This is a genomic window from Rathayibacter sp. AY1B8 (genome assembly GCF_002932775.1).
Lineage (GTDB): Bacteria > Actinomycetota > Actinomycetes > Actinomycetales > Microbacteriaceae > Rathayibacter.
Genome location: NZ_PSWJ01000017.1, coordinates 24,454 through 35,837, shown reverse-complemented (window position 1 = coordinate 35,837; position 11,384 = coordinate 24,454). Strand labels below are relative to the sequence as shown.

Genomic DNA, 11,384 nt, shown 5'->3' with positions numbered 1-11,384 from the left:
GCCCGTCGTGCGCGCGGTGCGGCTACTTCGCGGCGGTGCGGCGGCGCAGGCGCGCGACCGTCATGCCCAGACCGAGCAGCAGAGCGGCGATCCCGGCGGCGAACGCGGGGGTCGCGTCCACTCCGGTCTCGGCGAGGTGGTGCGAGCCGGCGACCGGAGCAGTGGTCGGCGTCGGCGCGGGGCCCGTGGTGGGCGGCGTGGTCGGCTCCGTGGTCGGTCCGGGAGTCGGGGTGCCCGCTCCGGCGCCGGCCGCGACGGCGAAGCCGACGCTGATCTCGGTGCCGGTGGTGTCGAGCACGAACGTCGCGGTGTGCGCGCCGCCCGCCAGACTCTCGTCGATCGGGACCGAGAACGAGGCGCGACCGGTCGAGTCGTCGGTGACGGCCCGGGTCGGGTCGATCGTCGCGGTGCCGACGACGGTGCCGTCGACGCTCGCGGTCACGGTGGTGTCGGCCGCGGCTCCGGTGCTGAACAGGAGCGAGGAGAGGTCGACGGTCATCGTGTCGCCGACCGCGTACTCGCCCGAGTCCGGGACGTTGTCGGTCAGGCCGATCGTGCGCTGCACGGGGTCGGGGCTGACGGTGCCGAGGTCCTGGATGTAGCCGACGAAGGCGTCCAGGTCGATGCGGCCGGAGTCGGCCGTGCCGGTGCCCTCGGTGAAGGTGCTGAAGCCGTCGCCGCCGCTCGCGAGGAAGCTGCTGGTCACGACGGTGAAGGTCGCGGCCGGGTCGATCGGCTCGTTCTGGAAGAACACCTGCGAGATGCGCGAGCCCTCGGGCGCCGTGGCGTCGAAGACGTAGGTGAGGTCCTTCGAGGTGGAGAGGTTCAGCTGCGGGTGGCTGGAGCTGCCCACCCACTGCTCCTCGAGCAGGTCGGAGATCTGCTCGCCGGTCAGCTGCAGGGTAACCAGTGTGTTCGCGAAGGGCTGGGCGTCGGAGGCCTCGGCGTAGGTGACCACGCCGTCCGCGTCGCCGGGCTGGTCCGGAGTCGCGGTGTAGGAGAGGTCGTCGCGCAGGCCGCCCGCGTTCGAGAAGGCGATCTGCGTGCCGAGCTCACGGGTGGCCCACAGCTGGGCGTCCGAGACGAGGTTGCCGAGGGTCGACTCCGAGCCGCGGTTGGTCGTGGTGCCGTCCGGGCGGTAGGCGCGCGAGATGTCCTCGGTGATGGTGCCGACCTTCACGCTGCCCTCGCGGACGGCGACGGCCTGGGCGTCGGCGACGATGGTCTCGACCTCGGGGTCGGGCTCGAAGGCGCCGACGACGATCGTCTTGGCCGGGTCGTCGGAGGTCGGGTCGTCGACGACCTTCGTCAGCGGCACGACCTCGCTGGTGAGCGACGTGAGCTGCTTGGTCGCCGGGTCGACGGTCAGGGACATGCGGCCGATGTTCTCGGCGTAGCTGCCGGTCTGCGACACGACGGTCGGGAAGGCCCGGCCCGCGTCGATGCCCGCGTCGTACTCCTGGTGGCTGTGGCCCGAGACGATCGCGTCGACGTTCGGGGCGACCGCGTCGACGATCGCGCCGAACTTGGGGTCCGCCTCCGGAGTGTTCAGCTCGGCCGCGTCGGCGTCGGCTCCCTCGTGCAGGAGCAGGACGACCACGTCGGCCTCGTCGTTGGCGGCGTCGCCGTCCTGGAGCTGCGCGGCGACCTCGTTGACGTTCTCGGCGATCGGCTCGACGGAGAGCGTCGAGATCGTGGCGGGGCTGACGAGCTTGCCGAGGTCCTCGGTGATCGCGCCGATGAAGGCGACGGAGACGCCGTCCTGCTCGGTGATCACGTACGGGGAGTAGGCGCGCTCGCCGGTCGCGGTGTCGTAGAGGTTCGCGTTCACGTAGGGGAACGCCGAGGCGTCCACGACGCGGCCGTCGACATCGGCGCGGCCCTGGTCGAACTCGTGGTTGCCCAGCGTGCTGACGTCGAGGCCCATCGCGTTGAGCGAGTCGAGCGTGGGGATGTCGCCCTGCACCTTCGACACGAAGGTCGAGGCGCCGATGTTGTCGCCGGCCGAGACGAACAGCGTGTTCGGGTTGGCGGCGCGGTAGGAGTCGACGGCACCGGCGAGCACTGCGGCTCCGGCGACGGCGCGGTCGGCGGCGAGCCGCCCGTGGAAGTCGTTGATCGAGAGGATGTCGATGGCGACATCGCCCTCGGCCGCCGCGGCGGGCGTGGCGCCGAGGAGGGCCGCTCCGGCGACGGCGCCGACGGCGGTCGCGGAGAGGAGTCGGGTGAGGCCGCGTCGGCCCGGGGAAGTACTGCGCATCGTGAAGGGGACTCCAAGCATCGAGCGGTGGATCCGGAGAGGATTCATGCCGCGTGAGGGGGTTATTCCCAGACAACCCGACGGCGGAGCCCAGGTCAAACGTTCTGACGACGGCTCGCCGCCGCGTTTACGAGAAGTTAACTCGCCGACGCTCAGCCGACGCGCAGGATGGGGAGGAACGGCGTGAGGTCCGCGCGCACTCCGGAGGCGTGGATCCGCCCGCTCGCGAGGCCCTCGCTCCACGGCAGGGAGCCGGTCGCGAGCGGCAGCCAGGTCGCCGCGTCCATCTCGATCACGTTCGGCGGAGTCCCGCGGGTGTGGCCCGGGCCCTCGACGCACTGGGCCGCGCCGAACGGCGGAACGCGCACCTCGACGCTGCGTCCGGGGACGTTCGTCTCGATGATCTGCAGGAGGAACCGCACCGCCGTCGCCGTCGTGTTCCGGTCCGCTCCTCCGGCGAGCGCCGCCCGCACCGCGGACTGCCCGCTCGCCTCGTCGATCCTGCCCTTGGCCATCCACCCATCCTGCCGCCGCCGCTCGCTCCCGGAGGCCTCCGCGGGGCTCCGCCCGGCGTGTCGGCGTCCGCAGCGCCGCCCTGCGGAGGAGGACGTCACAGGGACCAGCCCCGGCGCGGGGCGCCCTATCCTGTCAGGGTGAAGATCCTCGTCCTCGGTTCGGGTGCCCGTGAGCACGCCATCATCACGGCTCTCCTCGCGGAGGAGGAGCACCACGAGATCATCGCGGCGCCCGGCAACGCCGGCATCGCGCGCGACGTCGAGGTCATCCACTTCGACACGAACAGCCCCCGGCTGGTCAGCGACTTCGCGGTGGAGCAGGGCATCGAGCTCGTCGTCATCGGCCCCGAGGCGCCCCTGGTCGCCGGAGTCGCCGACGCGCTGCGCAAGCGCCGCATCCCCACCTTCGGCCCCGACCGGGCCGCCGCCGCACTCGAGGGCTCGAAGACCTTCGCGAAGCGCGTGATGGACATGGCCCGCGTGCCCACCGGCCGCGCGACCCGCGTCTCCACCCTGGTCGACGCCACCCGCGCCATCGACGAGTACGGACTCCCCTCGGTCGTCAAGGCCGACGGCCTCGCCGCGGGCAAGGGCGTCCTGGTGACGGAGTCGCGCAGCGCCGCGATCGCGCACGCCGAGTTCTGGCTGCAGTCCGGCGACGTCCTCATCGAGGAGTTCCTCGCCGGCCAGGAGGTCTCCCTCTTCCTCCTCTCCGACGGCCACGACGTCGTCCCCCTCTCCCCCGCGCAGGACTTCAAGCGCCTGAGCGACGGCGACGAGGGGCCGAACACCGGCGGCATGGGCGCCTACTCCCCGCTCCCCTGGCTCGCCGACCGCTGGGAGAGCGAGCGCGCCTTCGTCGACGAGGTGATCGACACGGTCGCCATCCCGACCATCCGCCAGCTCGAGCGCGAGCGCACCCCCTTCGTCGGACTCCTCTACTGCGGCCTCATCGTGACCGACGCGGGCCTGCGCGTGATCGAGTTCAACGCCCGCTTCGGAGACCCCGAGACCCAGGTCGTCCTCCCCCGCCTCGCCTCCCCGCTGTCCGCGCTGCTGCACGCGGCGGCCACCGGCGCGCTCGCCTCCGTCCCGTGGCCCGCGTTCACGGACGAGGTCGCCGTCACCGTCGTCCTCGCGAGCGAGGGCTACCCCGAGAACGCCGTCACCGGACGGACCATCACCGGACTCGACGCGGCAGCGGACGTCCCCGGCGTCACCATCGCCCACGCGGCGACCCAGCTGGTCGACGGGAGCTTCGTCGCCACCGGCGGCCGCGTGCTCAACGTCGTCGCGCGCGGCGCCGACTTCGCCGAGGCGCGGGAGCGGGCGTACCGCGCGCTCGACCTGATCCACCTCGACGGCGGGCTGTATCGGAGCGACATCGCGGCGAAGGTCGCGCAGTAGCGCGACCTCAGCGTGATGTCGGCCACGCCGCTCCCCGCGCGGCGTGGCGCAGTCGGCTGGGAGAGTGGCCGGGTCTCGGGGAGCGATCGGCGCGTCCGACACGCTCGGCACGCGTTCCGGTCGACGCCTCGAGGGTGGCCGGGGGTGGAGTGGACCCGCGCTCGGACTCGGACCTCCGCGACACGGGCTCGCGGCGGAGGTCGGTCGCCTCGCGGGGGGCGGGTCAGGCCAGGGTGCGGAGGGCCTCGGCGAGGTGGGGGTGCGCGAAGGTGAAGCCGGCGTCCTCGAGGCGGGCGGGCACGACCCAGCGGGACTTGAGCAGGAGCTCGGATTCGGTGCGGAGCAGGAGCGTCGCGGGCTCGAGGACGAAGCGCGGAGCCGGCACGCCGATCCGGCGGCCGACGGCGGCGCGGAGCAGCCGGGAGAGCTCGGTGTTGTCGCTCGGATTCGGCGACGCGAGGTTCACCGGCCCGTCGAGGGTCGACTCCTCGAGGAAGCGGATCGACCGGTGGACGTCCTCCACGTGGATCCAGCTGAAGTGCTGACGGCCGCGGGTGCGCCGGTGCTCGTGGTGCACGCCGGCCTCGCGGCGCGCGCGCGTCGAGGGCCACGGCCCGTCGAACTGCGGACCGCCGAGGCCGAGCCGCGCCAGCCGCAGCAGGATCGCCGTCGCCGGACCGTCTCCGAGCACGATGGACATCCGCAGCGCCACGCGCCGCACGCCGGGCGTCTCCCCGGCGAAGAACTCCGACTCCCACGCCCGCGCCACATCGACCGAGAAGCCCTCGCCGAGCACGCCCTCGTCCTCGGTGTTCGCCCGCTCCTCCTCGTGCCGGTAGATCGTGGCCGTGCTCGCGTTCATCCAGACCGGCGGAGGAGTCGCGGCCGCCGCGACCGCCCGGTGCAGCTCCGCGGTGGTCGCCACGCGCGAGCGGAGGATCTCGGCGCGGTTCGCCGCGGTGTACCGGCAGTCGACGCTCTTGCCGGCCAGGTTCACCAGGAGGCGCGCACCGTCGAGCACGCGGGTGATGCCGACGGTGTCGCCCCAGCGCGCGTCCGGCCCGGAGCGGCCGATCCTCCGCACCGTCCAGCCGTCGGCGGTGAAGCGGCGGGCGAGGTCCGTCCCGAGGAATCCGCTCGCACCGGCGAGGACGACGACGGGGTCAGCGGTGCTGCTCATCGCCCCATCGTGCCGCACGGCGCCGGAGTCACGGGGAGGACTCGTCGCAGGCGCGCTGCCGGGACGCGGAGTGGGTGGAGGCGGGCCTCGGTCAGCCGCCGAGCGACCCCGCACCGCGGAGCAGCCGCGCCGCGGCGAGCGCCCCGGCCAGCCGCTCGGCGAACCCCGGCGGCACCTCGGCGGGCAGCGCGTCGACCGGCCACCAGGCCACGTCGTCGCTCTCGTCGCTGACCGTCACGGGAGCGTCCGGATCGGCGATCGCGCCGTAGCCCACGTCCCAGTGTCGGGAGCAGCGGCCGAAGCCGTCGCCGAGCGCGTGCCGGTCGAGGTCGAGGGGCAGGACGCCGAGCGGCTGCAGCCGTGCCGCTCCGCTCTCCTCCCGCGCCTCGCGGAGGGCCGCGTCGGCCGTGGAGTCGTCGCCGGGCTCGACATGACCGCCGAGCTGCACCCAGAACCGGCCCTTGCGGTGGAAGCAGAGCAGCACCTGCGCCAGATTCGGCGAGAGCACGAAGCAGCTCGCCGTGACGTGCTCGGATCCGCCGTCGCGCTCGAGCGCCGACCCGCCGCGCTGCTCGAGGAACGCCAGGTACTCGTCCCGCAGGTCCGCGAGCGCGCCCGCGTCCCACTCCCGCAGCTCGCCCGCCAGCCGCGTCCCTCGCTCCCCCGTCACGCGAAGGACCCTACCTCCCCTCCGCGAGCTGCGACTCCGGTGCGCGGCACGGCGTGCGTGGCGTACCGGAGCGGCGTCTCGCGGAGGGAGGAGGGACGGGAGCGTCAGACGGCGAGGCCGGAGAGGCCCTCGCGGTCGACGCGGCGGTGGAAGCGCATGCCGGCGAGACCGCCGAGCACGGCGCCGACCAGCGCGACGACCAGGGCGGCGAGCGCCGTCACGACCGCCGCGGCCGTGGCGTCGCCGGCGTCCAGGGGGATCGTCGGGAAGCCGCTCACCGCGGAGAGCGCCTGGCTGCCGCCGGTGATCGCCGAGACGATGCCCACGACGATCGCGACGACGACCGCCCAGGCCCACACTCCGACGCCCTGCTTCGCTCCGCTGAAGCGGGCCATGCGGCCTGCCACGTAGCCGCCGCAGTAGTAGGCGACGAGGAGGATGACCAGCAGGGCGATCGCGCCCGCCCAGCCGAACGCGGCGGGGTCGGCCGCGAGGTCGCCGGTGACGTCCTGGGTGCCGATGACGGCGGCCCCGATCGCGGTGACGAGGGCGGTCAGGAGGACGGCGAGTCCGGTGGCGGCGAGCCAGCCGAAGAAGGCGCAGCCGATCTTGAAGCCGCCGAAGCGGTCGCGCTCGCGCTGGTGGATGTCCTTGCGCGCGGCCGCACGGGCCTGCTTCGCCTCGGCGGAGTCGGGGTCGACGGGCGCGCGGTGCTCGGGGACCGAGTGCGCGGAGTCGGAGCGGTCCGTCGAGGCGGAACGGTCCGAGGAGGCGGAACGGTCCGGAGTCGCGGAGCGGTCCGTCGCCGCAGCCGCTCCCGTATCCCCCGCGGAGTCGATGCGCGCCGTGCCGCCCGCCGCCGAGCCCTCTGCCCGTCGCGGCAGTCCGCCGTCAGCCGGATCCCTGTCTGTCGTGCTCATGTCGAACCTCCTGGCCGAGCGCCCCGAAGAAGGGCGACACGCTCAGTCAAGACCCAGGGAGCCCTCGGTGTCGCGGGCTTGACGACACGACGGAGCGGTCCGGGCGTCAACCCCCTGCGCCCCCTCCCTCCCACCCGCTTGCATGGAGGGACCGACCGACGACACGAGAGGGAGAGTCATGACTCCGGAATCCCCCGAGCAGACACCGCCCGGCACCGAGGCCGAGCTGACGCCGAAGGCCGACCACGGCGAGACCACCTACCGCGGCACCGGCCGCCTCAGCGGCAAGGTCGCCCTCATCACGGGCGGCGACAGCGGCATCGGCAAGGCCGTCGCGATCGCGTTCGCGCGCGAGGGCGCCGACGTGGCGATCTCGTACCTCGACGAGCACGACGACGCCGAGGACACCGCCAAGTGGGTCCGGGAGGCCGGCCGCGAGGCGCTGCTCCTCCCCGGCGACCTGCAGGACCCGGCGCACTGCCGCGCCGTCGTCACCGAGACCGTCGAGCGCTTCGGCCACCTCGAGGTGCTCGTCAGCAACGCCGCCTTCCAGATGAGCCGCGAGAGCGTCACCGACATCCCGGACGAGGAGTGGGACCGCACGATCGCGACGAACATCAGCGCCTACTTCCACCTCGTGAAGTCGGCGCTGCCCCACCTGAAGGAGGGCGCATCGATCATCGCGACGAGCTCGGTGCAGTCCGACCAGCCGTCGTACCAGCTGCTCCCCTACGCCGCCACGAAGTCGGCGATCCTCAGCCTCACCGCCTCGTTCGCGCAGGCGCTCGGCGAGAAGGGCATCCGCGCCAATTCCGTCGCGCCCGGCCCGATCTGGACGCCGCTCATCCCCTCGACCATGCCGGAGGAGGCCGTCGCCGAGTTCGGCGAGCAGGTCCCGCTGGGCCGCCCCGGGCAGCCGGCCGAGGTGGCCCCCGCCTACGTCCTCCTCGCCTCCGACGAGGCGAGCTACATCAGCGGGTCGACGATCGCCGTCACCGGCGGGAAGCCGATCCTCTGATCACGCTCCAGGGCACCGCTCACCCGCAGGATTCCGCGATAGGTTCCTGCGGGTGAGTGTGCACATCCGCAGCATCGAGACGGCGGTGCCGACCACGGTCCTGCGCCAGTCCGAGGTGCGCGACCTCTTCGCGTCCCAGCCCGCGATGACCCGGCTCGGGTCCCGCCTGATCGGCGCGGCCTTCGACGCGTCCGGCATCGACACCCGCAGCACGGTGGTCGACGAGCTCGACCGGGTCGAGCGGGAGGGCGCGAGCGTCTTCTACGACGCGGGGAGCGGCCTGGTGCTCGATCCGGGGACCGCCGCGCGCAACGCCGTCTACACCGAGCGCGCTCCCGAGCTCTTCACAGAGGCGGCCCGCCGCGCCCTCGCATCCGCGTCGATGACGGCCGAGGACGTCACCCACGTGGTGACCGTCTCCTGCACCGGCTTCTACGCTCCGGGGCCCGACTACCAGCTGGTCCGCCGCCTCGGCCTCGCGCCCTCGACGCAGCGCTTCCACCTCGGCTTCATGGGCTGCTACGGCGCCTTCCCCGGTCTGCGCGCCGCCCGCCAGTTCTGCGAGGCCGACCCGGAGGCGGTCGTCCTCGTCGTCGCGGTCGAGCTGTGCACCATCCACCTCACGAGCTCCAACGACCCGGAGCAGATCGTCGCGACCTCCGTCTTCGCCGACGGCGGTGCGGCGGCCGTCGTCACCGCCCGCGAGGCCGCGCCCGGCACCCCGGTGCTCGAGCTCGACGCGCTCGCCACGACGCTCACCGACGAGGGTGAGACCGAGATGGCGTGGACGATCGGCGACCACGGCTTCTCGATGCGGCTGAGCACCTACGTGCCCTCGATCATCGGAGCGAACATCGAGGCGGCCGTCGCCCCGCTGCTGGCCGGCGCCGAGGTCGAGCGGAGCGACGTGCGGCGCTGGGCGATCCACCCCGGCGGCCGCAGCATCCTCGACAAGGTGCAGGCCTCGCTCGCCCTCAGCGACGAGCAGCTGGCCCCGTCGCGCGAGGTGCTGCGGACCAACGGCAACATGTCGAGCGCGACCGTCCTCTTCATCCTGCGGCGCCTGCTGCACGGCGAGGCGGCCGACGGCGAGCGGATCGGCGCGATGGCGTTCGGGCCCGGCCTCACCGTCGAGCTCGCGCTGCTCACCAAGCGGGGCGGGGAGTGACTCCGCGAGCCCCTCTCGCGCCGGACCTGCGCCACCGCGAGGTCTCCGAGCAGGAGCTGATGGACGACCCGGACTGCGACCGCACCCTGCTCGACGCCACCTACGCCCGCTTCGGCACCGTGAACCGGCTGGTCTCGGGGTGGCGCGGCCTCTACCGCTCGCGCCTGCGTCCGCTGCTGCGGCCCGACGAGCCGTTCCGCCTGCTCGACATCGGCTCCGGAGGCGGCGACGTCGCCCGCTCCCTCGCCGGCTGGGCCCGCGAGGACGGCCTCCGCCTGGCGATCACCGCCGTCGATCCGGACGAGCGCGCCTCCACCTTCGCCACGTCGACGCCCGCGCCGCCCGGAGTCGAGTTCCGCCGCGCGAGCAGCGCCGACCTGGTCGCCGAGGGCGAGCACTTCGACCTGGTGACCTCCAACCACGTGCTGCACCACCTGTCGCCGGAATCACTCGCCGACCTGCTCGCCGACAGCGAGCGCCTGGCCCCGCGCGCACTGCACAACGACATCGAGCGCTCGCGGCTGGCCTACACGGCCTACCTGCTGGCCACGCGACCGATCGCGGCCGGCTCGTTCCTCCACTACGACGGGTCGCTGTCGGTGCGGCGCAGCTTCACCGCCGCCGAGCTGCGGGCTGTGGCGCCCGAGGGGTGGCGGGTCGAGCGCGCGGCGCCCTACCGGCTGCTGCTCGCGCGGGGCGAGGTGTGAGGACGCGGCGGAGGGTGAGCGCTTCCGGTCCGCTCTGGCTGCGCGCCGCCGCTGTCAGCTACTCCGCCAACTGCGCCCTCGGCACCGCCGTCGCCACCGGCGCTCTCCGCACGGGCCGCTGGCACTGGATCCATCACGCGCTCTACATCTGCACGTCGACGCTCACCGCTCTGGCCTGGGCGACGCTGCGACGGTCGGACACCCGCGCCGCGTCCGCGCTGGCTCCCGCCGCCGTCCCGCTGGCGGTGATCCCCTTCGCGGGGACGCACGGACGCCGGCACCCGGCGATCGCGCTGGCGGCGGCTCCGTTCGTGCTCGCCGCTCTCGGGCGGACGCGGCGACCGCAGCGGCGCCGAAGCGTGCTCCAGCGTCTGAGGGCCGGGTCAGCCCTGCGCTGACGCGCCCCGGCTTCTAGCGCGGGGGCTCGACGTCGCGGTCGGGGTCGGAGCGGTAGGAGCGCAGCGCCTGCCAGCCCGCGATCGCGAGGATCAGCGCGCCGCAGAGCATCGTCAGCAGGTTCGGCACCGAGAAGCCGCTGCCCACGACCGAGTTGATGCCCGCGCCGAGCACGAACACACCTCCGAGGAGGTAGAAGATGACCCTCGTCTTCACCGTTCCACCGCTTCCCTCGAGCCTGCACAGGACCCTCGATGGTACCGCGCGCGCCCCGGGCCGCCGCCGCTCCCCCTCTGCGCGATCGATCGGGGCAGGATCGAGGCATGGAGTTCCTCGATGTCGTCCGGCGCCGGAAGACCACCAACGGCGCGTTCCTGCCCGACCCCGTCTCCGAGGAGCACCAGCGGCTCCTGATGGAGGTGGCCGGCCGGGCGCCCTCGCAGCTCAACAGCCAGCCGTGGCGGTTCGTGCTCGTCGAGGAGCGCGAGACGATCGACCGGATCGCCGCGATCAGCGGCGAGAGCATGACCACCGCGATGTCGAACGGCACGTTCTTCGAGCGCTACAAGCCCTACTTCCGCTTCAGCAGCGAGGAGATGGAGCGGCGGCGCGACGGGATGCTGTTCGACAAGCTGCCGGCTCCGCTCCGCCCCTTCACGAAGCAGGTCTTCACGAAGCGCGGGCAGTTCCTGATGAACTCCCTCCGCGTCCCGCAGACGCTCGGCGAGGAGAACCGCCGGCTCGTCGCGGGATCGCCGCTGCTGCTCGGGGTGATGCTCGACCGCTCCGAGTACCGGCCGGGCGAGCTCTCCTCCTTCTACTCGGTGTTCAGCATGGGCGCCGCGATGGAGAACGTCTGGCTGAGCACGGTCGAGCTGGGGATGGGCATCCAGTTCGTGTCGTTCCCGATGGAGGTGCCGGGAGCATGGGCGCGGATCGAGTCGCTGCTCGCCGTGCCCGACGAGCTCGAGCTGATGGCGGTGTACCGGCTCGGCTACCTGCCTCCGGAGCAGCGGCGGCCGGCGATCGACTGGTCCTCGCACCAGCGGAAGCTTCCGTCGCAGTACGTCTTCCGCGGCACCTGCGCGACTCCGCAGGAGGGGTGGGACGCGCCGGCCTGGCCGTGACGGGATCCTGAGCGGC

12 protein-coding genes are annotated in these 11,384 nt (G+C 73.2%); 6 read left to right on the top strand and 6 right to left on the bottom strand.

From position 1 onward, the window contains the following. Positions 1–22: 22 nt before the first annotated feature. Both C5C63_RS11200 and C5C63_RS11195 read right to left on the bottom strand, forming a co-directional pair. Positions 23–2,308: a bifunctional UDP-sugar hydrolase/5'-nucleotidase gene (locus tag C5C63_RS11200; RefSeq protein WP_104292522.1), complete on the bottom strand. Its 2,286-nt coding sequence runs from the start codon at positions 2,306–2,308 to the stop codon at positions 23–25. A 104-nt stretch (positions 2,309–2,412) separates the two neighbouring features. Beyond that, entirely contained in the window at positions 2,413–2,775 is a 363-nt protein-coding gene (locus C5C63_RS11195; RefSeq protein ID WP_104223770.1) for a sterol carrier family protein, read from the bottom strand. 138 nt (positions 2,776–2,913) lie between these two features. Between C5C63_RS11195 and purD the strand changes: the two genes are divergently transcribed. Next, positions 2,914–4,182 carry a phosphoribosylamine--glycine ligase gene (gene purD, locus C5C63_RS11190; RefSeq protein ID WP_104223771.1) on the top strand — a complete coding sequence of 423 codons (1,269 nt, stop codon included), beginning with the start codon at positions 2,914–2,916 and terminating at the stop codon, positions 4,180–4,182. A gap of 223 nt (positions 4,183–4,405) precedes the next feature. On the opposite strand, the gene C5C63_RS11185 is transcribed toward purD, so the two are convergent. From C5C63_RS11185 to C5C63_RS11175, 3 genes are all read right to left on the bottom strand, one after another. Continuing rightward, positions 4,406–5,362 (bottom strand): epimerase, encoded by a 957-nt coding sequence (locus C5C63_RS11185; protein WP_104226810.1) that lies wholly within the window; start codon positions 5,360–5,362, stop codon positions 4,406–4,408. A gap of 91 nt (positions 5,363–5,453) precedes the next feature. Next, entirely contained in the window at positions 5,454–6,032 is a 579-nt protein-coding gene (locus C5C63_RS11180; protein WP_258065442.1) for an NUDIX hydrolase, read from the bottom strand. A gap of 104 nt (positions 6,033–6,136) precedes the next feature. Then, complete coding sequence (locus tag C5C63_RS11175) at positions 6,137–6,952, bottom strand: hypothetical protein (RefSeq protein ID WP_258065441.1); 816 nt, start codon at positions 6,950–6,952, stop codon at positions 6,137–6,139. 178 nt (positions 6,953–7,130) lie between these two features. Here C5C63_RS11175 and C5C63_RS11170 point away from each other — a divergent pair, with 178 nt between their 5' ends. From C5C63_RS11170 to C5C63_RS11155, 4 genes are read left to right on the top strand one after another with little or no spacing between them, the layout of a single operon-like run. Continuing rightward, positions 7,131–7,970: an SDR family oxidoreductase gene (locus C5C63_RS11170; protein ID WP_104233826.1), complete on the top strand. Its 840-nt coding sequence runs from the start codon at positions 7,131–7,133 to the stop codon at positions 7,968–7,970. Between the two features lie 52 nt (positions 7,971–8,022). Next, positions 8,023–9,138, top strand: coding sequence for a type III polyketide synthase (locus C5C63_RS11165; RefSeq protein WP_104326065.1), 1,116 nt, complete (start codon positions 8,023–8,025; stop codon positions 9,136–9,138). Next, positions 9,135–9,845, top strand: coding sequence for a class I SAM-dependent methyltransferase (locus tag C5C63_RS11160; RefSeq protein ID WP_258065440.1), 711 nt, complete (start codon positions 9,135–9,137; stop codon positions 9,843–9,845). Before C5C63_RS11165 ends, C5C63_RS11160 begins: the two co-directional genes overlap by 4 nt. Before the next feature lie 14 nt (positions 9,846–9,859). Continuing rightward, positions 9,860–10,243 carry a hypothetical protein gene (locus C5C63_RS11155; protein ID WP_104326064.1) on the top strand — a complete coding sequence of 128 codons (384 nt, stop codon included), beginning with the start codon at positions 9,860–9,862 and terminating at the stop codon, positions 10,241–10,243. A 13-nt stretch (positions 10,244–10,256) separates the two neighbouring features. Here the strand turns inward: C5C63_RS11155 and C5C63_RS11150 are convergent, their stop codons facing one another. Then, a complete protein-coding gene (locus tag C5C63_RS11150; RefSeq protein WP_104223776.1) occupies positions 10,257–10,457 on the bottom strand; it encodes a hypothetical protein in 201 nt (66 codons plus the stop codon). Positions 10,458–10,564: 107 nt separating this feature from the next. Between C5C63_RS11150 and C5C63_RS11145 the strand changes: the two genes are divergently transcribed. Then, on the top strand, positions 10,565–11,368 hold the full coding sequence (locus C5C63_RS11145) for a nitroreductase family protein (RefSeq protein ID WP_104326063.1): 804 nt from the start codon (positions 10,565–10,567) through the stop codon (positions 11,366–11,368). Positions 11,369–11,384 lie beyond the last annotated feature (16 nt).